The organism is Pseudomonas frigoris, assembly GCF_047758635.1.
Taxonomy (GTDB): domain Bacteria; phylum Pseudomonadota; class Gammaproteobacteria; order Pseudomonadales; family Pseudomonadaceae; genus Aquipseudomonas; species Aquipseudomonas frigoris.
On the sequence record NZ_CP180479.1, the window covers coordinates 3,131,565 to 3,153,679 of the forward strand.

A 22,115-nucleotide genomic window follows, 5' to 3' on the forward strand; every position below is an offset into this window, starting at 1 on the left:
TCGCGAGCAAGCCCGCTCCCACATTAGTTTTGCGTCGTACACATAATCAATGTGGGAGCGGACTTGCTCGCGAAGGGGGTATCACATTCAATACAAATTTATGCCTGTTGTGTTATCGATCATCGACACTTTATCTGTCGGTCTAGTCAATAAATTGCTGAGCGACTGGTCAAACTTCTGCAAGGCCCGAACTTGCACGTTTTGTTGTTCGTTAATGTCGGCAACTATCTCTTCGCTGCGTTTATAGTCCGCCCATACCGGACTCAGTTCTTTAGCGTCATGCCCTTGCGCAGTGCCGATGTAGTTGAAGTGGGTGTCGTAGAACGCTGCGCTGACATTCGCGCTGATATCCGAACTGCGAGATGTCATCAATTGACTGCGCGTGTCGACGATGGCGACCACGTCCGGTTTAGCTGCCCTGAGACTTTGCATGTCGGGGTATACGGTCACCGAGCCAAACTGACGTTGCAAGGATGCTTTGACCCAGTCCACCGCAAGGTCCGGTTTGGAGGTGGCAACGTAGGCGTCGTGAATCGACTGCACCAGCAGGCTCTGGCCGAAACCGGTGCCGGCGTTGGCCTGGTAATCCTGAAGGTAGGCGCGGTTAGTCTGAGTGTTGCGGCTGTAGACGATGCCCAGGGACACGTTGCTGCCATTGGTGACATGCGTGGCGCTGCTGCGGCCCACCGGCTCGGTGAAGACGCCGTCGAGCGAAGAAACAGCCTTCGGTGCAGTGGGTATTGAACAGCCCGTTAAAAGAATCGTCATCGTCAAGGTGCTGACAAGTGCAAGTTTCATGGTGTTTCTCCCGTGAAACAACTTGGGTCGGAACGTTGATAGGCCGGACACAGGCGGCGGAGATTCCAGACTAAACCTGTCGTCACTGAATGAAATGGCCAATCACTGCACTTGTCAGGTGACTACTAGTTTTGTTTGGTTTAAAAGACCCCGGTTAATTACGCCGGGAAATAAAAAGGCCCGAATGCTTAATTCGAGCCTGTTTATTTATGGCTGGCGCAACAGCTATCAGTTTTCCAAAGGGATCAATACTTTTTCGTCGGGCGCTAACACCATAAACACCAAGAGTTTGGCAGGTTTGGTGGCGCTGGCATTTTTCGAGACCAAATGTTCCGATCCGGCCGGTTCATACCAATACTCACTGGCCTTGTAGGTCTTCGGTTGCTCGCCTTTCACTTGAGAAACGATCGATCCAGAAATAACGTAAGCCATGGCCGTGCCCTCGTGCTTGTGGGCAATGGACGATTGGCCGGGTTTGTAATCGACTTCGATCATCAGCGCTTTTTTACCCGGCACGTTTTTCAGCATCTGGTCCTGCAACACCGTGACTTTTTCCGAAGGCTCGTGGGCGAATGCCGCAGCGGAAACGGTCAGGGCGAGGGCGGCGAGAGCGGCGAGGGGGGCAGCGCAGTAGCGGAAGGCTTTCATGGGTATCACCTGCTTTGGTTAGTCGTCAGGGACCACAGTAAGTCTCGGCCAAGGCCAATCAAACAGCCAATTTTCGTGAAGGCGAGGGGACCAATCATGCGCGTTGAAAAAACAAGATCGCCGCCTCCAGCCACTCCTGCAGGGGTACCCATTGCCCTGTAGGAGTGGCCGAAGGCGGCGACCTAATTTTCTAAACGATAGGAAAACTGTTGAAGTCGACGCTGTTGGCCAGACGGCTGTCGATCAGGCCGATAAAGCCTTGTACTTCAGGGCAGTTGAAATGCATTTGCATGGCCGCTTCCGATTGCCAGCGGGCGCTGACAGTCCAGCGGTTGTCGTCCTCGGGGCAGCGGTCGACCATATAGGAATCACAGCCCGGTAGTTCGCGCAGGGTGTCGACAATTTTTTGCAGTTGCTTGCCCAGTTCGTCCGAGCGGCCGGCGGCGGCCTGCACCTTAACGGTATTGATCACTTCGTTGGACATTGCTCACACTCCTGAATCAGGCCGGACGAATCCTGCTCATTGAGGGATAACACTTATGCAGGATAGGCCCGCATCCCCGGACCACCAATAGCCAATCGCGGGATAAAAACGCAGACCAATCCGTCAGGCAACCTGCTGCAAAATGTCCCGCAGGCGGTCCAGGGCGATGTCGATGTCGAGGGTTTCGATGGCGCCAAAACCGAGGAAAAGCCCGGCCTGCGGCGCTTGCTGATAGAAAAAACTGTCGATGGGATACAGCCCGACTTCGACCTTTTTCGCAAGTGTAATCACCAATGGAATATCGATAGACACTTTGCACATAACCACCATGTGGAACCCGGCGGTAGTCGGGACAGCCTCTAGCCACGGTGAAAGATCGCCGGCCATGCGCTCGAGGATCCGCTCACGACGCCCGGCATAGATCGTATGGCAGCGCCGAATGTGCTTGAGCAGACAGCCTTCGGCGATGAACTTGGCCAGCGCCCATTGGGGCAGGGTGGACGTGTGCAGATCGGTGAGCTGCTTGGCGCGAATGACCGCTTCGAGAATCGCTGGCGGCAGGATCGCATAACCCAGGCGCAGCTCCGGCAGCAGGGTTTTCGAAAAGGTTCCGACGTAGGCGACGATGCCGCGTTCGTCCATGCTTTGCAGCGAGTCGGTGGGCCGGCCTTCGTAGCGGAATTCGCTGTCGTAATCGTCCTCGATGATGATCGCGCCCAACTCATGAGCCCGCTCCAGCAGCGCCACCCGGCGCGCCTGGCTCATCGGCATGCCGAGCGGGAACTGGTGGGACGGAGTGACATAGATCAGCCGGGTGCCAAGGGGAATCTTGTCCACCTGAATGCCTTCCGCATCCACCGGGACGCCGATCACCGTGGCGCCGTGGGTACCGAACAACAGGCGTGCAGGCGGATAGCCGGGGTCTTCCATGGCGACAATGCTGCCGGGACGGGTGAGCACCCGGGAGATCAGGTCCAGTGCCTGTTGCGCGCCGTTGCACACGACCACGTCTTCGTCCTGGCAATTGACCCCGCGGGAAAACGCGATGTGCCGGGCGATCGCATTGCGTAGCGCCGGCAGGCCTTCGGGCAGGCTGTAGAAACCCTTGGAAGCGGCGATCTGGCGCAAGGCGTGAGCGGTGCAGCGCCGCCAGTCATCCTGGGGAAACTGGCCCTTGCTAGTGGCGCCGCCGATGAAGTCGTAGCGCAACGAGCCTTCCAGTGTCGGATGGCGAAGGAACACCGGCAGGTTGCGCCAGGACTCGATGACCTCGGCACTGGCCAACTCCGAATGGCTCTGTTTACGGGTGATTTTCGCCGGTCGGGCATTGACGTAGGTGCCTTTGCCGATGACCCCGGTGAGGAAGTTTTCGTAGGTCAGTTGCGTGTAGGTGTCGGAAATGGTCTTGCGCGAAATGCCCAATTGTTCAGCGAGTAAACGACTGGGCGGTAGTTGCGTCCCGGCTGCCAGACGGCCGGATTCGATGGCGCTGCGCAGTTGATTGTACAACTGGCCTGCCAGGTCCTTGCGGCCGTTGATGACAACGTGAAGTTCCATACCGGCGAGGCTCCTGGGGCGATTGAGGCGCGTGTGCGTCGGGCCAGATTACCCGCATGAGCGCCAGCGCAAAAGTTGCGAGGGCGAAAAACCTCCGATTGGTCTGGTGCCTGAGTGGTCCACGGGTATTTCGCAGAATTGGATCTGTAACGCCTGCGTATCAACGCCTACCTTGAGGGGCACACATTCGATCCACGAGGTCACTCCATGAACCCCCGCCTGGATTACTACAGCGCATCGCCCAAAGCGATGAAAGCGATGAAAGCGATGATTGCCATGGAGGCCTTGACCAGCAACCTCAGCATCGAGCCGGCCTTGCTGCACTTGATCAAAATCCGAGCCTCGCAACTCAATGGCTGCGCCTTCTGCACCGACATGCACTCGGTGGATGCCCGGCGCCTGGGCGAGACTGACCGTCGGTTGTATTCGATCGTGGTCTGGCGCGACAGCGGCTTCTTCAATGCGCGAGAACGCGCGGCGCTGGCCTGGACCGAAGCCGTCACCTTGCTCTCTGAAAACCATGTGCCGGACGACGTCTACGCGCAGGCCCTGGAGCAGTTCAGCGAAGGCGAGATGGTCGACCTGACCATCGCCGTCACCACGATTAACAGCTGGAATCGCCTGGCGGTGAGTTTCCGGCAAACCCCTGGCGGCTGAATCGATTTTCCGCCCCGAGTGTCACATCAGGTTCATAAACGCTGCGCAGGATGAGGCTTTCAAGGACAGATCGACAGGGAGTCAGCGATGCCATTTATGGAAACCACGGATCGTCAGCAAATTGCCGAGTACCGCTCGCCCGTTGAAAAGACTTCATCCTGGCGCGCACTGGCGGCAGGGATCGATCCGGTGCTGGCGCAGTCTTTTCGGGTCAGTGCCCGTTGCGGCTGTTTCATGCAAGCGGCCCGCAGTCTCAACATCAAGACCACCCAGCTGCGCAAACAATTGGCGCAGCTTGAAGCGCACCTGCAGTGTTCGCTTTTCAGCCACTCAGAGAATGGCGTTGCCCTCAGTCGTGACGGGGTGCAGCTGCAATCGCAGTTGATTGCTTTGGCCCACGAGCGCGATTTGCCGGTGACCGAACAGCCGTTGATTCGCCTGGCCGTCGCCGAATCGATCCTGCATGACATTCTCGGTCGCGATCTGGTTGCCTTGTTGCGGCGTAACGCCAGCGTGCGCCTGGACATCATCACCCTCGACAGTGAACTGTCCCTGCAAGCGGTCAGTGCCGATGTGGTGCTGTGGCTGGCCGGCACCGATTCACCGCTGCCAGGCCCGAGTTTTGCTGTCAGCGAGCCTCGGCGTCTGGCGCGGCTCGACTACCTGCCCCACATCGCCAAACGTTATTCACGGGTCGCGTCCCGCCCTGACAGCCTCGATGACCTGGCGGATTTCCTGCTGGTGCAATGGCAGCATGACCGTCAGGTCGACTGTTTTCGCCCGTGGAATACCCTCGTGGACCAGCGCCTGGCCGGGGTGGTGCAGTTGCATTCCTATGAGCTGATGCTGGAGATGATCCGTTGCAGCGCCTGCATTGGCCTGCTGCCCGGATACATCAGTCGATTCGACCGCGGCCTGATTGAATTGCCGGGGCTGTTCAGTCAACCGATGCAGCGCCAGGTGTGGATGGCGGTCAATGCCGAGTCCGAGGGTTCAGCGCAGGTGCAGATGATCGTTGATCTGATCCAGAACACCTTCGAAGAGCGGCGGGAGTGGTTCGAAGGGTGACCGCCGTCCAAAATGTGGGAGCGTGCTTGGTCCGGGCGGCGATCCGACGATAGCGGCCGGACAGTCGACATCAATGTTGAATGTGATGGCCCCATCGTCGGATCGCCGCCCGGACCAAGCTCGCTTGTATGTTTAGACTTGAAGGGGTGGGCGGGACTAAAAGCTCGATTCTGACTCTGACCAGTACAGACCGTGGGAGACTTCTCGTCCCGCCCTTTCTACCCAAAGCGCCGATAAGGAATTCATCGGTAAAACCGACGATAGAGGCAAGCCAGCGCAACGGTAGACCCCGACAAGCTCTTAAACCCTAGCTCCGAGGATTCGTCATGACAATCCTTACTTCGCAGACGGTTGTTGGCATCGATATCGCCAAGGCTGAAATAGTTATCTATCGCTCCGACCTGCAAACCACTGACGCCATCAAGAACGATCGAACAGCCCTTAAACGCTGGCTTAAAACATTGCCCGCCCAAAGCGCTATCGCCGTTGAAGCCACCAACATCTACCACCTGGACACTGTCGAGTTGGCCCATGCGATGGGTCACCAGGTCTATGTCGTGGATGCTTATCGGGTGAGCAACTATCGCCGCGGCATCGGCCAGCGAGCCAAGAACGATCCCTGCGATGCCCGTCTGCTGGCGCGTTATTTGACGAACGAACAAGACGGACTGCGGATCTGGAGCCCGCCACCCAAGGCCTACACCTCGCTGAAAAGCCTGCTCCACAGGCGTGCAACGCTAATCCAGAACCATGCCGGTCTGATGCTGAGCTGGGCCAATGAACCCTTGTTGAAGAAAGTGCAGACCGCCCAGCAAAAGGCCTTCAAGCAAGCGGATCAGGCCATTCAGAAACTGCTGCGCAAGGTCTGCAAAGAGGCGGGTATTGAAGAGAATATCGACCGCTGCAAAGCCATCGAAGGGGTTGGCGAACTGACTGCAACCGGGTTGGCGACGACCTTTATGCGCGGTGATTTTGCCAATAGTGATGCGTTCATCGCGTTTCTAGGGATGGACCTTACGGTCGATGACTCCGGGAAGAAGAACGGCCCCCGGCACTTGACCAAAAAAGGGGATCCGGAAGTACGCCGGTTGGCTTACAACGCCGCAATGGCAGCCTGTCGCTCAGCTAAATGGAAACCGTTTTACGAGTCATATTTGGCAAGAGGCTTCTCGAAAACCCAGGCATTGGTGGCCCTTGCCCGGAAACTCTGCCGGGTGGCATTTGCCCTGATGAAAAATCAGAGCAAATACCAGCCGGCCTGAAGTTGCGGGGTTGCCCTGCAACATAGAATCTCCCACATGGGTTCTCGCCATGTCGCAAGTACGCGGTATAGAGTGGGCGGCCATGTCTGTATCAAGGATGAATCACCCATGTCCGCCACTGACGCTGTCATCTCCCTCGAACGTTTCAACGAATCCCACATCGACGGCATTACCGCGCTCTACAACGACCCGGCCATTACCCGGCAGGTACTGCAAATGCCATTTCAGTCCCCCGAAGTCTGGCGCAAGCGCCTGGCGCCGGATAATGAGCGTGTGGTGCAGCTGGTGGCGCTGCATCAAGGGACGGTCATCGGCAATATCGGCCTGGAGCAGTTTTCGAGGATCCGTCGCAGCCATGCTGGCAATCTCGGCATGGGCGTCGCGGTGGGCTGGCAGGGCAAGGGCGTCGGCTCGAAGCTGTTGGCGGCGGCGCTGGACATCGCTGACAACTGGATGAACCTGCAACGGCTCGAGCTTTCGGTTTACGCCGACAACGAAGCTGCCATCGGGCTTTATCGCAAGTTCGGCTTCGAAACCGAAGGGCTGTTTCGCGACTACGCCGTGCGTGATGGTGGATGGGTCGATGCCTTGAGTATGGCGCGGCTGCGTCGCACGCCCAAGGCCGGTTGAGTCACTCGCCCAACGCGAACGCCACCGCCGCCTGTGCATGCAGTTCGGTGGTGTCGAGCAAGGGCAGGGCGCTGTGCTCGGGTTTGATCAGCAGGCCGATTTCCGTGCAACCGAGGATGATTGCCTGGGCGCCGCGTCGGGTCAGTGATTCGATGACCTGCTGATACACCTTGCGTGACGCCTCGCTGATCACCCCGACACACAACTCGTCATAGATGATCCGGTGGACGGCCTGACGTTCATTGGCCTCCGGCACCAGTACGGTCAGCCCCATTGAAGTCAGGCGTTCCTTGAGGAAGTCCTGCTCCATGGTGAACGCTGTGCCGAGCAATCCGACCTCCAGCGCACCCGTATCGACGGCAGCCTGACCGGCCGGATCGGCGATGTGCAGGAAGGGAATGGCGATCGCTGCCTGAATCTGCCCGGCCACTTTATGCATGGTGTTGGTACACAGCACCACGCAATCGGCACCACCGGCCTCTAGCCTACGCGCCGCATCCACCAGAATCGCCGCTGCATCGTCCCAGCGCCCGGCATGCTGGGCCTGTTCGACAGGGCCAAAGTCGACGCTGTACATTAGCAACTTCGCCGAACGCAACGGCCCGAGCCGGTCGCGTACCTGCTGATTGATGAGACGGTAATACTCGGCGCTGGACTCCCAGCTCATGCCGCCGATAAGGCCGATGGTGCGCATGTCGTGCTCCTGTTGATGGCAACCCTTGTTCGAGCATGCCCTTATTTGAGAGTACCCGTGGCTCTTCATCGCGATCTATCAGGAAATTTCACATGCCAGCGGCGCTGAGCCAGGAGCTGCTGGGCGGCAGACTCTGCTTGCAGCTTTTGCCCCGTGCGGCTTACAGCGCGCGTGACCCTGTGCAGTGGCAAACCCTTGGGGTGACGCTGGAACGTCAACACGGCGTGCACGCCATCGATTCGGATCATCGGGTGGATTTCGACACCTTGCCTGGCGTACTGGCTTACACCCCGGTCGGCGTGGAGGTGTTTTCCGAATCGGCCAGCGGTGGCGAATACCTGCTGATGCGTCTGGACGAGCCGTTGGCTAATCAGTGTTTACCCTCGGTTGACCGCCGTGTGCAGTCTACAGGCAATCGCCGCGCGCTGATGCTGGGCCGGGAACTGCGGCGTCTGTTGCTCGCTCCGCAACCGGACAGGCTGGCGCTTGAGCAAAGGGCGGTGGAATTCGTTGGTTTGATGAACCCGAAGACCAATACCGCGCAACGTGTCACGTCCAGGGTTTTCACCCAAGTGCTGGATCAGATCGCCGAGCAGTTCCACGAACCCCTGACCCTGGAACAATTGGCCGCCACCTACGGACAAAACGAGCTGCGCTTCCTGCGCGACTTTACCCGGGCCATCGGCCTGACACCCCACGCTTACCTCGTTGAAGTGCGGCTTCAGGCGGCACGCCGGATGATCGAACACACCGACCTGTCCCTGGCCGACATCGCCCTGGACGCGGGGTTCGCCCATCAGTCCCACATGGGCAGTGCCTTTCGCAAATACCTGGCCATGACCCCCAGCCAATACCGTTCACGCTTTTAGTCGTACGCCGGCAGCGCGCATCTGCCATGCTCAAAGTCCGCAGCACCGCTTCAACAAAGGAACACCGCAATGGACGACGTACAGCAACTGGGTGAGATGCTTCGCCATTACGCAGAAAGCGAAGCGCACAAGAAGCAACTGTTCGAGTCGCAATCGGCCGTGTGGGCGACGCGCATTGGTGAACTGTTCGATCAGATCCAGCAATGGCTGGAACCGGTCCAGGCGCCGAATCTGCTGGAGGTGAGCCGCGAGGCCTATGTCGCCTCGGGGCCGAGCGTTCCGGTCGAGACGTCAACCTTCAAGACCGAGAAGCTGTCCATTGTGATTGCCGGTAAACCGGTGGAGTTTGTGCCGGATGTGATGGGTGCCGGTGGTCAGATTTCACTGGCCGTAATGGGCCTGACGGCCGCGCGCTACGGCAGCATTTCGCTGGTGTGCCTGCCACCGTCCAGTAGCTGGCAATGGCGCAAGACCAATGGCTTGAAAGACCCGGATACATTTGCGTTCGATGCGAACTTTTTGGCGCAGCAGTTGCAGAGCCTGATTCCCCGCGAACGCAGCTGAACTCTCTGACCTGACACATACCCTGTGGGAGCGGGCTTGCTCGCGAAGAGGCCATAACATTCAACATCAATGTTGAATGACAGTCCGCCTTCGCGAGCAAGTCGGATCGCCGCATCGCCGCTCCCACATTGGATTTGCGTTGCGTCAAATTTCGAGGTTGACCCAACCCGGTTTCGCTTCTTCCGGCGCCACCGTCTTCACACGCTTGCCCGTCGCCAATTCCACTCGCCGCGCCACCTCCGGGTCATCGGCAAACGGAATCAAACTGGCTTCATCCAGACTCTCTGTTGTCTGGTGTTTCAGGCAGTATTCAACCGCCAGCCAAAGCCCCGCGACGCCCAACACATTCAGCACGACCTCAATCATCTCAAGCCCCTTGCCTCAGGCAATCTGCGCTTCGCGGTGGGCCATTTCAACGTCCGAAACCCGCACTGTGCGCCAGACGTTGTAAGCCATCAGCAACATGCCGCTGAGGAAGAACACACCGCCGGCGAAGCGCACCACGAACCCTGGATGGCTGGCCTGCAAGGCTTCGACGAAGGAGTAGGTCAGCGTGCCGTCGTCGTTGATCGCCCGCCACATCAGGCCCTGGGTGATGCCGTTGACCCACATCGAGGCGATGTACAGCACGGTGCCGATGGTCGCCAGCCAGAAGTGCAGGTTGATCAGCGGCGTGCTGTACATCTGCTTGCGGCCGAAGACTTTCGGGACCATGTGGTACAGCGAGCCGAAGGTGATCATTGCCACCCAACCCAGAGCGCCGGCGTGAACGTGGCCGATGGTCCAGTCGGTGTAGTGGGAGAGGGCGTTCACCGTCTTGATCGCCATCATCGGCCCTTCGAAGGTCGACATGCCGTAGAAGGCCAGGGACAACACCAAAAAGCGCAGGATCGGGTCGGTGCGCAATTTATGCCAGGCACCCGAGAGGGTCATCATGCCGTTGATCATTCCGCCCCAGCTCGGTGCCAGCAGGATCAGCGACATGGCCATGCCGAGCGACTGCGCCCAATCCGGCAGCGCGGTGTAATGCAAGTGGTGCGGGCCGGCCCAGATGTACAGGGTGATCAGCGCCCAGAAGTGCACGATCGACAGCCGATAGGAATACACCGGTCGCCCGACCTGTTTTGGCACGAAGTAGTACATCATCCCCAGGAACCCGGTGGTCAGGAAGAAACCCACTGCGTTGTGCCCGTACCACCACTGCACCATGGCGTCGGTCGCCCCGGAATACACCGGATAAGACTTGAACCAGTCCACCGGAATCGCCAGGTGATTGACCACGTGCAACATGGCGATCACCACAATGAACGCGCCGAAGAACCAATTGCCGACGTAGATGTGTTTGGTCTTGCGTTGCACCACGGTGGTGAAGAACACAATGGCGTAAGCGACCCAGACCACCGTCATCCACACCGCGCCGGAAAATTCGATCTCGGCGTATTCCTTGGTGGTGGTGTAGCCCAGCGGCAGGGTGATCAGCATCACCACGATTACCGACTGCCAGCCCCAAAAGGTGAATGCCGCGAGCTTGTCCGAAAACAGCCGCACCTGGCAGGTACGCTGTACCGCGTAGTAACTGGCGGCGAATTGCGCGCTGCCGGCAAAGCCGAAAATCACCAGGCTGGTGTGCAGCGGGCGCAAGCGGCCGAAGGTGGTCCACGGCAGGTCGAGGTTCATCTGTGGCCACACCAGTTGCGAGGCGATCCACACCCCCATCGCCATCCCCACGACACCCCAAACCACGGTTGCCACGACGAATTGGCGGACGACCTTGTAGTTATAGGCCAGTCCGATTGTTGCTGTGCTCATGGTCAATGCTTCCACGGTTGCAAAGTCTTGCCAGGCCACCCGGACTGGCATGTCGTGCACTGTAGAAACCCTGCCGGAAACAAAACAGACTCAGAAAAACCGAGTTTATGCGGATCAGATAAAGCGCATGCCTGCGGTGATCAGCCGCAGTCTGATACGGTTTTTTACCATTCAGGTGAATCTGTAACGTGCTGCGCCACAGGTCCATAGTCAACACCACAAGCACCGCCAATCCCCTGTAGCAGCTGTCGAGCCTGCGAGGCTGCGTTCGGCTGCGAAGCAGTCGTCAAACCAAGCGACTCGGTCTGTCAGGTGAACCGTGTGCACAGGGTTTACGACTGCTTCGCAGCCGAACGCAGCCTCGCAGGCTCGACAGCTGCTACAGGGTATGTAGAGCGTGCGATCAATCCTGATGAGGTAGCCACATGTATCAGTACGATGACTATGACCGGGCCCTGGTCTTTGAGCGGGTCGCGCAGTTTCGCGATCAGATCGAACGCTTCATGGCGGATGAGTTGAGCGAAGAAGAATTCCTGCCGCTGCGTTTACAAAACGGCCTGTACATGCGAAAGCACGCCTACATGCTGCGGGTGGCGATTCCTTACGGCACGTTAAGCGCGCCGCAAATGCGTACGCTGGCGAGCATCGCCCGGGATTACGATCGTGGCTACGGCCACTTCACCACCCGGCAGAACATGCAGTTCAACTGGATCGAACTGGCCCAGGTGCCGGACATTCTCGAGCGCCTGGCGCAAGTGGAAATGCACGCGATCCAGACCTCCGGCAACTGTGTGCGCAACATCACCACCGAAGCCTTTGCCGGGGTGGCGGACGAAATGATCGACCCACGACCGCTGGCGGAAATCCTGCGGCAATGGTCGACCATCAACCCGGAATTCCTGTTCCTGCCGCGCAAGTTCAAGATCGCCATCTGCTCGGCGGAACAGGACCGGGCGGCGATCATGATGCATGACATCGGCCTCTATCTTTCCCCGGGAACCGACGGGCAAATGCTGCTGCGGGTCATCGTCGGCGGAGGGTTGGGGCGCACGCCGATCCTTGGTTTGCAGATTCGCGAAGGGTTGCCGTGGCAACACCTGCTGTCCTACGTCGAAGCGGTGCTGCGGGTCTACAACCGCCACGGTCGGCGCGACAACAAGTACAAGGCGCGGATCAAGATTCTGGTCAAGGCGCTGGGCATCGAAGCCTTTGCCCGGGAAGTGGAGGAGGAGTGGCAGTACCTCAAGGACGGTCCGGCGCAGTTGACTGAAGTCGAATATGAGCGCGTGGCCAGTGCCTTTGTACCGCCGGATTACCGCGCTCTGGCGGACACCGATCTCGATTTCGGCACACGCCTGTCCGAAAACCCGGCCTTCGCCCGTTGGGTGTCGCGCAACCTTCAGCCGCACAAAGTGCCGGGTTACGCCAGCGTGGTGCTGTCGACCAAACCGGGCATCGCCTCACCGCCGGGTGATGTCACGGCCGAGCAAATGGAGGCCGTGGCCGACTGGTCCGAGCAGTTCGGTTTTGGCGAAATTCGCATCGCCCATGAACAGAACATTGTGTTGCCCGACGTGCCCAAGACTGATCTCTACACGCTCTGGAGTCGCGCCTGCGAACAGGGCCTGGGCTGCGCCAACATCGGTTTGCTGACCGACATCATCGCCTGCCCCGGCGGCGACTTCTGCGCGCTGGCCAATGCCAAGTCGATCCCTATCGCGCAAGCGATTCAGGCACGCTTCGAAGACCTCGACTATCTGCATGATCTGGGCGACATCAGCCTGAACATCTCCGGCTGCATGAACGCCTGCGGCCACCACCACATCGGCAACATCGGCATTCTGGGGGTCGATAAGAACGGCAGCGAGTGGTACCAGATCACCCTCGGCGGGGCTCAGGGCAAGAACAGCGCATTGGGCAAAGTCATCGGCCCGTCCTTCAGCGCCGCCGAAGTGCCCGGGGTGATCGAGCGGATCATCGCCACGTTCGTCAATTACCGCGAGAGTGAGGAAGTGTTCGTCGACACCTTGCAGCGCATCGGTCTGGAACCGTTCAAAGAGCAGGTCTATCCGAAGCTGTTGGAGGTGTCGGCATGAACAATGTGCTACGGCTGGAGGAGGGTGTGGCGCGGATTGTCGCTGATGATCCATGGACCCTGGTCAGGGATGTCAACGATGAATGGCCGGCGGGTGCAGTGATTCTGCCGTTGGCCCGCTGGCTTGAAGGTCCACCGCAAAAGGGTGTGTGGTTGGGGCCGGACGATGAAGTGGACAGCCTCAAGCCGTGGTTTTCACACCTGCCGCTGATCGCCCTGGACTTTCCGAGTTTCCGTGATGGTCGCGGTTACAGCCAGGCGTACTTGCTGCGCACTCGATTGGGCTGGACGGGCGAGTTGCGCGCGGTCGGCGACGTACTGCGCGATCAACTTAGCCACATGCGCCAATGCGGGTTCGACAGCTTTGCGGTGCGTGAGGACAAGTCGGTTGAAGAAGCGCTCAAGGGGCTGGCCGGGATGAGTGTGCTGTATGGGCGTTCGGTAATTGAGCCGCGGCCGTTGTTTCGACGGCGTCAGTAGAAACCCCGGTGAGGACGGCGCATCCTGTAGAGCTGGATGCGCCTAGCGCGGTCAGTTGATACGGACCAGAGCAGCTCGATCGCTTGGAGAAAGCTGATCAATTTCGAGCAGTGTCAGGCTTTTTGGCGCTTCACCAGGCAGTGGGCTGCCGAGATTGCCCGCAGCATCGGCGGGAAGTTTGTACATCGCGCCAGTGAGTGGATCGACAACGAGCATGCCAATCAACCCACCCAACAACAGGTTGCCCCAATACCAGCCACTCATGCTTGTTTCCAGCGTAGCGCTGGTATCGGCATAACCTTCTTTCTTAAAGGTGATGGTGTAGGCCTCACCTTTGAAGTAGCCACGACCTGAAGGCAGGGTAACGGTATTGGGCGTGGAACCGTTATGAACGATGACTCCGTCCTTGTTCTTGATGGTGAAGTCGGCACCGCTTGGAGTGCTCGACACGTTCACTGGGTATTTGCTGTCGCCTACGATGCTTGCACAGCCCGAAGTCAGCAGTGTGGCGGTCAGGGCTGTAACGGTGAACAGCGTGCGGAGAGCTTTCATTGATGATCCTTGAGACCGGGATTGCCGTCATTGGCCGAGGTACGCTTCATGTCGCCTCGTTGTGAGTATTGGGGGCTGACTGCCCGGCGCGGACTCTAGCACTAATGGCAGTGAGCCATCATCCAGAATTTAAATTAATTCGGTGTAGTCGCACGCCTTGGGAAATGTTGTGTGGTGGCGCAAGGCATTTGTACTTGGGTCGATGATGGCACTTTGGTAGAGTCCGCATTTCATAAGGAAGTCGTACCGAAAGGAGTCTGGTTTGAGTGTGGGCAAGAAGATTTTAGGGTTAACCGCGTTTCTGCTGATGTTGACCCTGTGGGGCGGTTACTTTTATGTGTTCCAGGAAAACCGCGGCGGGCAGTTGGGTGGTGCGTTCGACAGTTATGCCTGGTGCGGCACGCCACCGGCCGCCGATGCGCTGTCGCTGGGCAAGGATCAGCTGACCCTGCGCATCACCAACAACCTGCGTGGCGAGTTCATGCTTAGCGGCGCGGTGATTGTTTCCGAGCGCACTTTCAACCGCTACGACCTGGGCCGAAACGAGCTGCGCTTGCGCCTGGAACCGCTGCAATGGTCCTACGGCGCCACGCCGATTTTTCTCGAACAGGTCAGGATCAAACCCCTGAGCCGTAACCTCGCCTCAGACAACAAAAGTGCATACGCGGAGCTGGAGCCGCGACCGATCGGCGTACAGGGACGCGCCAGCGAGTTTCCCTTCGACACCTACCGCTACGGCTACAAACCGGTGCTGTATTACCTCAAGGGCAATGAGCGCATCGACTTGCGCTTTCGCCACATCACCACGGTGATGGAGATGTCGAACACCTTTACACCCATTCAGAAGTACAACCGGGCCGAGTACATCAACGAGAAAAACGCGTTGGTGCGTGACGAGGATTACAAGCCTTACGCCGTCAACGAATGTGCGTTCAGCGTCGAGCGCAAAGGCTCGTTCAAAGTGATCGTCTTGCTGTTGCTGCTGGTGATTTGCCTGCCGCTGATGCATGTGTTTTATCGCGACGAGCCGGGCATCGATTTTCTCGCCACGCTGGTGAGTATCGGTGCAGTCCGGATATTGCTGGTCGGGCCGTTGCAGGACTTTCATCTGTACAACATCGACTTCCTGTTTGGCGCGGCGATTTTGCTGGTGGGGACGGTGTCGTTGATCAAGGCGATGCGGGCGAATAGTCGGCGGGAGTTGGCGTTGAAGAGCGGGTCGTCATGGTGAAGATGTGGGGTGTCATTTATATCCACCCCTTGGGGTTGTGGGTGGCTGGCCGCTGTTTATGCCTCGTAAAGCGACCTGGCTGCGATTCTCCAGAGCAAGACAGTTTGGACACTCACCAGCTGCCGTAAGGTATTCCAAACTTCTGGATATAGTGCTTAGAATTTTCACTCACGGGGTATGCATAACGGCCGTCATTCTTGCCTTGGCTTGGACCCAACGGCTCAATCTCTGCTTTGGCTTGCGCTACCTCGACGGGACGGTGGCATGAATCTCTGACCCATATCTGTACGACGCCACCGGGGGCCAGGCCCAGGTAGATAGAGGCCATGTACCGGGCCTCTTGTTCAGGGGTTGCCGGGCAGCGCTGCGTGATCGATGAACGCATAAGTTGTCTGGCCTGCTCGGGGATGTCCACCCAGACCTGGTAAGTCTGTGGCTCTACGATGGACTGCCAGCGCACGAAAATACGTTTGGGTAGATCGGCGCCGACCACCGCTTTTCCAGAGCCGCCGACGCCTCGCCAACCTTTGGCGGATTCTGTGCCGTCTTCTGGTTCGCCGCCCGAGGCCGAACCTGCGCCGGTGTGTTGAAACACCTTGCCATTTATGTCTTCTACGGAACTGTCCTCCACCCAGACCTTCATGTAGTGGGGTTCGGTAAACGCGAGTTCCCACCATTGAGACTTAGGGTCATTTTTTGATGAAAGCGGTTCCGCAGCCTGGCAACCGGCAATGAGCAAAATGCCCAGTAGCATGATGAGTCGTTTCATTACCAAAGCGTCCAGTCAGGTACATGAGGGTGTTGCACGCGGATCGCGTCCTGCGTGGGGGCATTAATGTAAACAGCGTTTAGACCGCTACCATCGTTTCTACCTAAAGGGTGGTTCCAGTTGGCGGACGTATGGATGTACTTCAGTTGCAGCAGTCGTTCATCTTGCGGTGTGGTGCTGTAGTCGCCCGCGACAAACCTGTCACACAGCGCCTGAAGTTCAGCTGGAACCGCCAGATCAGGCGAATCAGGGATATCGTTGAAACGAACGCCTTTTTCCTTCGCCAAGTGATGCATCACTCGCAGATACACCCTTGAAAGCATGCCACTCACGGGACGCTTGAGCTGCAACGCAGCGTAGACACGTTTTGTTCCTGGGCTGAGCCGGTCTTGCGGGGCATTCGGTAATTCGAACGCAGCGGGTGTGACAATCTCCAGTAACTGCGATGGCCAGCCTTGGGAGACCCACAGGCTTTTTACACTCGCCGCATCCCGGTAAATCGACGTGGTGACGACATCTGTATTGAGTGGTACTTCGAGCGCCTGCATGGGGCTGATCAGCACACACTCTTGTGCCTCTTCGAGGTAGCCGCCGCCGATGTCTGAATGGACGCCGGGCACCCTAATTTCTGGGAATGCGGGTTTGATTCGACTGAGGGCAAAGTTGGCTCGGCATTCGTCACGTGCGACCAGTTGGACGACGTCTGTGAAAAAACGACGATCGAGGTAGAGTTTGATGCCTGTTGCGATGGGGCTTTTGATATTCCCCAAATTGGACCACCCGGCAATCGATGGCACGGTATCGAACAGGCCGATAAAGCCCATGTGAATGCCGCTTTTGTATTGGTCGTTGAAAGTTGCGCTGTAGGCGTTGGGGTTGCTGCGCAGGACATCCCCTAAAGGGCCCTGCTTGGCGCGTACGATTTCATTGGCAAAGTGCCGAGCAGCTGCGGCGCCACGGCTGAAGCCAAAGGTGTCGAACGTCAGTGAGGTGATTTCACTTGCGGGGTTGTCTACCAACACTTCATTGATGCGCTGCTTGATCAGTGCGAACGAGGACTGGACGCGCCCTGCAACACCGGTATCACCACGTCCGGCGCCTGCACCCAGGACACTGTCTTTTTCATCGGCTTCGGTGCCGATGCCCTCGACATAGACGATGCGCGAGGCGCTTTTTTGCGAGCCTTCCCCTTCTGCTTGTTGAGTCACGCTATACAGATCACTCAGCTTTTTCACATTGCTGGTGTCGTTGCCATAGCTGCTGTCCGGATCACTCATGAACGGCTTGCAACTGGCATCGATGTCTTTTGGCGCAATGGGGTGATGGGCACCGCAGAGAAGACCCGCCTCGACGTTGTTGGCGTTGTTGCCGGTGCCATCGAAGAAGACGCCGATCCGTAAGGCTATGCCGGTTTTCTGAGGCGCAGATGCGGGTTCTTTACCGTGCTTTTCGTATTCCGCCCAGCGTTGGGCGTGTATATCGACGGGTTTGGCTTCTTCGTAACGGTGGTTTTTAGGCGGGTTGGGTACGTAGCCACTCATTCCTTGATTCCTTGGGCCTGATCCTTGATTAACGCGCGCAGGGTGACACTTGGGGGGCGAGGAATCAACGGATGGCACATTGCCCAAAATAGATCTGCAATCAGAAAGAAAAGTTAATGTGGCGACTATATTGTTAGCTCGCCTTTGAGCGTGAGCGCCCGCTGATTAAACATCGCTGAAGAGTACTTGTTTAAGCGCCCTAATGGTTACGTCCTGAAAGCTACAAGACCTTGCGCCGTTGCCTACGGCTGCGCCAGAATCCGCCGGCTTGTGCGCCTTAGGGCCGCTCGGTAACTTGATTCGTGTCACTGCCCATCAGTGATCGGGTTTCGCAGCCCGGGTAAACTCTAGACGCACAACGTCTACCGCCCGTGAGCAGACGCTTCATTAGGTCTGTCATTCATGTCATGGCGGCTGTGCGTGGGAGGCCTTAGGGTCTGCCGGGTTCCTAGAGTCCTGGTCTGCGAACCCGCGTACAGTTGCCACCTTTTTTCGTTTCGCAGCGAATGGTGGCAGCTCCTTTTCTCTAGGAGTTTCACCATGTTCAAGGTCACACCCAATCCGCCGGACACCGATCCGGTCTCCCCGTACGAACCCGATTCAAAGAAGCTCAACGAGGCCGCCGAGCGGGCTCTGAACTTCCACTTCCCGTCGAATGCCGACATCAAAGCCACACCGCGAACGCGCAGCACCCTGTTTTCCGTGGACCCCGAGGCGACTACCGAAACCCTGGCGGTTTTTTTGGTCGAGACGCTGGCCTCGGTCGATGTGATGGTCCATCAGTTAGTGGATCATCTAGAGGGTGGGTCGCGCTATGCGCTGCTGGGCATTTCAAACAGCATCATGGTGGCGGAGATCACTGCGAACCGGGTGCTGGATAAAATTGATCCACCTGCTTAGGTGCGGTCTGCTGTGGTGAGTGAGTAACGTTGGGCTACGCAGCAACCCTTTTTTGGGGCCGCTGCTCGGCCCAGCGTGTTTGCCGTCACTTCGGTCACATGTTGCGTATCGCTTCGTCCGCTTTAAGCACGAACTCCATTCCAATACCCACTTCCTTCAGTCCCCTCCACCCGCTGGGGAGAGGGTTAGGGTGAGGGGTGGATTTCAAGGATGCACACCATCAATTACTTCAACGCCGGATCCCCCATGTTCATTTTCTTCCAGCCCTGCAACAGCACCTGTGCCTTCGGTTCCTGCCCGTTATCCAGGTAGTACTGGATCAACGACAACCGGGCATTGCGATTGGCCGGTTGCACTTTCAGCAGCCGCTCCAGCTCTTGGCAGGCCTCATCGACCTTGCCGCTGTCGTGCAACGCCACCGCCAACACGTAACCGTATTGGGCGTTCTGAGGCTCCAGTTGTGCGGCTTTGCGCAGGGCCGGCATGGCCTGGGCTGATTTGCCCGCGCGCACCAGCGACAGGCCTTGCGTGTGTTGCAGCAGGGCGGCATTTGGATGTTCTTTCAGGCTCTGCTCCAGCAGCGTCTGAGCTTCCTGACTGCGTCCGTTCTCCTCCAGCCATTGCACCAGCGTCACCAGCGCCGGGTAGAAATCCGGATCGCGTTTGAGTGCGGTGCGCAGCAGCGCTTCGACTTCGTCGCTACGACCGCTGGCCTGATAGAGCATGGCCAGGTTGAGGTTGGCTTCGGCGCGTTCGGCCAGGCTCTTCTGGACTTCCTCGTATTCAGCGATGGCTGCATTCCAGGGGGTCTGGGCGCTGCCTAATCCATTACGGGCCACGCTCAGCAGGTCCCGAGCCGCGACAATCCGCACAGCCTTCACCGGGTCGCCCAGCAACGGCGTCAACAGCGGCGCGCGCTCCGGTGGCGGCAGGAACGCGGTGATCGCCCGAACGGCGCTTTCACGCACTTGTGGGGCCGGGTTGTTCAAGTCCTTGGTGGCCAGTTTTAACGCCTGTTCGCTTGGGTACAGCGGCAACTCGGCGAGTAGGGTCGCGCGCTGAATCGCTGGCAAATTGCTGCGTTGAAGCTGCTCGTACAAGGCTTGTGCGGCGCCGGGCTGACCGTTGCGAATCAGCCACAGGCTTTCGTCGTAACGCGGTCCCTGCGCGATGGTGGTGTTCCAGAGCTTGAATTGCTCGGTGACCTTGTCGCCTGCCTTGCCCTGGTGACAGGTCAGGCAAGCATCCGGCGTGCCGAGTTTTTTCGCCCGCTCAGGGTTGGGGATGCTGAAACTGTGGTCATGCCTGAAGTCATTACCCATGTAGAACTTGCCGGGCATGTGGCAATCCATGCACTGCGAACCCGGCTGGCCCATGGTGTGGCGGGTGTGTTCGATGGAATCGTAGTTCTTCGCTTGCAGCCCTTTGCCGTCGACGCCGTCCACCGAAGTCTTGCCGGCGGTGTTGTGGCATTGCAGGCAGACACCGTTTCCCGGTGCCTTCAGCTCGGTGCTGTGCGGGTTGTGGCAGTTGCTGCAGCGCACGCCTTTGTCGAACATTTTGCTCTGGGCGAAGGAGCCGTGTTCGAACACTTCGTCCTTGATCTTGCCGTCCAGCGCGTACAACTCGCGGGTCAGGGTGCTCGGCAGGTAGTCATCCATCAGGCGCTTGCCGGCGGTGAAGCCGTCACCCAAAGGGGCACGGCGCGAGTGGCATCGGGCACAGGTTTCGATTTCGACAGTGGCGTTCTTGTCCTTCAGGTCGACGGCAAAGCCGGCATGGACCAGGTCACCTTTTTTTGCCGTCCATTCCAGGTGATTGGAGGCCGGACCGTGGCAAGCCTGACAGCCGACACCGAGGCTGTTCCAGTGACTGTCGAAGGTGTTTTTCGCGGCATCGAAATTGCGTTTGTAACCGGTGGTGTGGCACTCGACGCACATGAAGTTGGCGTTCTGGCTCGGCTTGCTCCAGTGCAACGGGTCTTTGAAGTTCACACCCTGGCCCGGATAGAGGTGAAACCAGCGGTGCTTCTCGGTATCCCAGGCCACGCCGAGGGCCTGCAACCGACCTTCGCCGACCTCGATCAGGTATTGCTGCAACGGCGCGATGCCGAAGGTGTAGGCGACCTTGAAGTCGGCATTCTTGCCGTCAATGCCGGGAGTGTTAACCCAGAATTCGTTGCCCTTGCGCGAGAAACGGGTGGTTTCATTTTCCGCTTTGAAGGAGACGTTATTGAAGTCGCCCAGCATCGTCTCGGCATTGGCTTCCTGCATTGCCAATTGGTGATGGGAGCCTTGCCAGTCCTTGACCTGCTCGCTGTGGCAGCCTTGGCATTGTTGCTCATCGACCATCGTTGCCTGCGCCACGGCGACCGGTTGCGGTTTGGCCGGCTGAGCGACCGGAGCGCTGACAGGCGCATAAGTCACGGGGGCCGGTTTGCTGCTGAACAGAAACCAGCCGATGCCCGCGACGGCCAATAGCAAGACGCCGAGGGTGACGAGAAACAGGTAACGGTTGATCAAGGTCGGTGGCGAATCAGGGTTTGTCTGTACCGCTTTATTTTTATGTTTCGGTATTGCGACTTCCATAGTCCGGGTGCGTTTGCCGTCAGGCGCGCGTTCAAGCTCGACGCAACTTTGCCGGATGGCCGGCGTCTGTCAAATGACGGTTGTGATTTACTGTGTAGCGTTGCCACCCTCGGGTGCCACGGTCATGGTGATGCGCTGGGTGGACCCCAAACTCGACATCAACAAATTCACCAGTGTTTACATCGAACCGACCCAGCTCTATCCCAAACCTCAACCGACCGTGAAAATCCCTCAGGCGACCCTGAACGGAATCACCCGTTACTACGATCAGGCACTCAAGCGCGAAATCGGTAAATCCCTGCCGTTGGCCGCAGGTCCTGGTCCGGGTGTGATCGTGGTGCGCGCCGCCATCACCGCCGTGAGCAGCAAGACTGAAAGCCTGAAGCCCTATGAAGTGATCTCGATCGCCCTGGTGGCAGCGGCTGTGAACACGGCCAGTGGCATTCGCGCTCAGGAAACCGACCTAGCCACTGAGGCACTCGTGGGAATGATCGTGGAGGCGCTGCATCACTCACCGACAGGTCGCCGCCTGAACGCCGAGTTTGTCACGGAGTTCTTCCTGTCACAGCGCGTAGGAAACCAGCGGCAAGGCCCACAGATAACTTTGGGTCGCCTGTTGGAAATCCAGCTCGGCGTAAAGCCTGGCGATCGATTCTTGGGTCGGCGATTCGCCTGCCATCGCGATCTTGCCGATCCGCATATCGAGGTCCCGAGCACCGACGCCGCAACTGACGAACATCGTCATCAGGCTGAAACCGGCTGCGCGAATTGCAACGTGCATATCAAAGTCCTCATGCCGAAGGTGACGTTGGTCCCGGCGAGCTGTGCGAATTGCAGTAGGCCATCGCCGTTGCTGTAGCCGCCGTTTGGGTGGGGGCGAGTGTTGATTGGCACGGTGGCGCGCAGCATATCGCCGGGA

General features: G+C 58.4%; 20 protein-coding genes and 3 pseudogenes. 11 read left to right on the forward strand and 12 right to left on the reverse strand.

Translation table 11 applies throughout. The annotated features are described in order from the left end of the window. Positions 1–87: 87 nt before the first annotated feature. From ACMXYH_RS14365 to ACMXYH_RS14380, 4 genes are all read right to left on the reverse strand, one after another. Positions 88–798 (reverse strand): ATPase, encoded by a 711-nt coding sequence (locus tag ACMXYH_RS14365; protein ID WP_134421587.1) that lies wholly within the window; start codon positions 796–798, stop codon positions 88–90. A gap of 228 nt (positions 799–1,026) precedes the next feature. Next, entirely contained in the window at positions 1,027–1,446 is a 420-nt protein-coding gene (locus ACMXYH_RS14370; protein ID WP_415767475.1) for a cupin domain-containing protein, read from the reverse strand. A 190-nt stretch (positions 1,447–1,636) separates the two neighbouring features. Further along, positions 1,637–1,930 carry a putative quinol monooxygenase gene (locus tag ACMXYH_RS14375; protein WP_008150809.1) on the reverse strand — a complete coding sequence of 98 codons (294 nt, stop codon included), beginning with the start codon at positions 1,928–1,930 and terminating at the stop codon, positions 1,637–1,639. 123 nt (positions 1,931–2,053) lie between these two features. Further along, complete coding sequence (locus ACMXYH_RS14380) at positions 2,054–3,487, reverse strand: PLP-dependent aminotransferase family protein (RefSeq protein WP_415767476.1); 1,434 nt, start codon at positions 3,485–3,487, stop codon at positions 2,054–2,056. 207 nt (positions 3,488–3,694) lie between these two features. Here ACMXYH_RS14380 and ACMXYH_RS14385 point away from each other — a divergent pair, with 207 nt between their 5' ends. The 4 genes and pseudogenes from ACMXYH_RS14385 to ACMXYH_RS14400 all read left to right on the forward strand — a co-directional run bounded on the left by ACMXYH_RS14385 (position 3,695) and on the right by ACMXYH_RS14400 (position 7,104). Further along, positions 3,695–4,144 (forward strand): carboxymuconolactone decarboxylase family protein, encoded by a 450-nt coding sequence (locus tag ACMXYH_RS14385; RefSeq protein WP_415767477.1) that lies wholly within the window; start codon positions 3,695–3,697, stop codon positions 4,142–4,144. A gap of 87 nt (positions 4,145–4,231) precedes the next feature. Then, the gene (locus ACMXYH_RS14390; RefSeq protein ID WP_415767478.1) at positions 4,232–5,212 is read left to right on the forward strand and encodes a LysR substrate-binding domain-containing protein; all 981 of its coding nucleotides are present in this window, start codon (positions 4,232–4,234) and stop codon (positions 5,210–5,212) included. A 326-nt stretch (positions 5,213–5,538) separates the two neighbouring features. Then, a pseudogene (locus ACMXYH_RS14395) lies at positions 5,539–6,500 on the forward strand (IS110 family transposase). A gap of 82 nt (positions 6,501–6,582) precedes the next feature. Beyond that, the gene (locus ACMXYH_RS14400) at positions 6,583–7,104 is read left to right on the forward strand and encodes a GNAT family N-acetyltransferase (RefSeq protein ID WP_415767479.1); all 522 of its coding nucleotides are present in this window, start codon (positions 6,583–6,585) and stop codon (positions 7,102–7,104) included. A gap of 1 nt (position 7,105) precedes the next feature. Here the strand turns inward: ACMXYH_RS14400 and ACMXYH_RS14405 are convergent, their stop codons facing one another. Next, positions 7,106–7,798: an aspartate/glutamate racemase family protein gene (locus ACMXYH_RS14405; protein WP_415767481.1), complete on the reverse strand. Its 693-nt coding sequence runs from the start codon at positions 7,796–7,798 to the stop codon at positions 7,106–7,108. A 92-nt stretch (positions 7,799–7,890) separates the two neighbouring features. Between ACMXYH_RS14405 and ACMXYH_RS14410 the strand changes: the two genes are divergently transcribed. Then, positions 7,891–8,667 (forward strand): AraC family transcriptional regulator, encoded by a 777-nt coding sequence (locus ACMXYH_RS14410; protein WP_415767482.1) that lies wholly within the window; start codon positions 7,891–7,893, stop codon positions 8,665–8,667. A gap of 69 nt (positions 8,668–8,736) precedes the next feature. Further along, positions 8,737–9,231: a hypothetical protein gene (locus ACMXYH_RS14415; RefSeq protein WP_046046933.1), complete on the forward strand. Its 495-nt coding sequence runs from the start codon at positions 8,737–8,739 to the stop codon at positions 9,229–9,231. A gap of 144 nt (positions 9,232–9,375) precedes the next feature. On the opposite strand, the gene ACMXYH_RS14420 is transcribed toward ACMXYH_RS14415, so the two are convergent. Together ACMXYH_RS14420 and ccoN are read right to left on the reverse strand one after the other, a co-directional pair. Continuing rightward, on the reverse strand, positions 9,376–9,597 hold the full coding sequence (locus ACMXYH_RS14420; protein WP_415767484.1) for a cbb3-type cytochrome c oxidase subunit 3: 222 nt from the start codon (positions 9,595–9,597) through the stop codon (positions 9,376–9,378). Between the two features lie 15 nt (positions 9,598–9,612). Continuing rightward, a complete protein-coding gene (ccoN, locus tag ACMXYH_RS14425) occupies positions 9,613–11,040 on the reverse strand; it encodes a cytochrome-c oxidase, cbb3-type subunit I (protein WP_415767485.1) in 1,428 nt (475 codons plus the stop codon). 425 nt (positions 11,041–11,465) lie between these two features. Here ccoN and ACMXYH_RS14430 point away from each other — a divergent pair, with 425 nt between their 5' ends. Next, positions 11,466–13,136 (forward strand): nitrite/sulfite reductase, encoded by a 1,671-nt coding sequence (locus ACMXYH_RS14430; RefSeq protein ID WP_415767486.1) that lies wholly within the window; start codon positions 11,466–11,468, stop codon positions 13,134–13,136. Then, positions 13,133–13,615, forward strand: coding sequence for a DUF934 domain-containing protein (locus tag ACMXYH_RS14435; RefSeq protein ID WP_415767487.1), 483 nt, complete (start codon positions 13,133–13,135; stop codon positions 13,613–13,615). The genes ACMXYH_RS14430 and ACMXYH_RS14435 overlap by 4 nt, the downstream gene beginning before the upstream one ends. Before the next feature lie 51 nt (positions 13,616–13,666). On the opposite strand, the gene ACMXYH_RS14440 is transcribed toward ACMXYH_RS14435, so the two are convergent. Next, positions 13,667–14,167 (reverse strand): hypothetical protein, encoded by a 501-nt coding sequence (locus ACMXYH_RS14440; RefSeq protein ID WP_415767488.1) that lies wholly within the window; start codon positions 14,165–14,167, stop codon positions 13,667–13,669. A 262-nt stretch (positions 14,168–14,429) separates the two neighbouring features. On the opposite strand from ACMXYH_RS14440, the gene ACMXYH_RS14445 reads away from it, so the two are divergent. Continuing rightward, a complete protein-coding gene (locus ACMXYH_RS14445; protein WP_415767489.1) occupies positions 14,430–15,398 on the forward strand; it encodes a hypothetical protein in 969 nt (322 codons plus the stop codon). A gap of 112 nt (positions 15,399–15,510) precedes the next feature. On the opposite strand, the gene ACMXYH_RS14450 is transcribed toward ACMXYH_RS14445, so the two are convergent. Both ACMXYH_RS14450 and ACMXYH_RS14455 read right to left on the reverse strand, forming a co-directional pair. Next, entirely contained in the window at positions 15,511–16,167 is a 657-nt protein-coding gene (locus ACMXYH_RS14450; RefSeq protein WP_415767491.1) for a DUF2931 family protein, read from the reverse strand. Beyond that, positions 16,167–17,708 (reverse strand): T6SS phospholipase effector Tle1-like catalytic domain-containing protein, encoded by a 1,542-nt coding sequence (locus ACMXYH_RS14455; protein ID WP_415767492.1) that lies wholly within the window; start codon positions 17,706–17,708, stop codon positions 16,167–16,169. Before ACMXYH_RS14455 ends, ACMXYH_RS14450 begins: the two co-directional genes overlap by 1 nt. Before the next feature lie 540 nt (positions 17,709–18,248). Between ACMXYH_RS14455 and ACMXYH_RS14460 the strand changes: the two genes are divergently transcribed. After that, positions 18,249–18,608, forward strand: a complete 360-nt coding sequence (locus ACMXYH_RS14460) for a DUF6124 family protein (protein WP_415767493.1) — start codon at positions 18,249–18,251, stop codon at positions 18,606–18,608. A gap of 224 nt (positions 18,609–18,832) precedes the next feature. On the opposite strand, the gene ACMXYH_RS14465 is transcribed toward ACMXYH_RS14460, so the two are convergent. Further along, the gene (locus tag ACMXYH_RS14465) at positions 18,833–21,184 is read right to left on the reverse strand and encodes a tetratricopeptide repeat protein (protein ID WP_415767699.1); all 2,352 of its coding nucleotides are present in this window, start codon (positions 21,182–21,184) and stop codon (positions 18,833–18,835) included. A gap of 109 nt (positions 21,185–21,293) precedes the next feature. Between ACMXYH_RS14465 and ACMXYH_RS14470 the strand changes: the two are divergent. Further along, positions 21,294–21,737 (forward strand): annotated as a pseudogene (locus ACMXYH_RS14470) (DUF3313 domain-containing protein); the annotation flags it as partial. 24 nt (positions 21,738–21,761) lie between these two features. Here ACMXYH_RS14470 and ACMXYH_RS14475 read toward each other — a convergent pair. Next, positions 21,762–21,977, reverse strand: a pseudogene (locus tag ACMXYH_RS14475) (DUF1254 domain-containing protein); the annotation flags it as partial. Between the last annotated feature and the right edge of the window lie 138 nt (positions 21,978–22,115).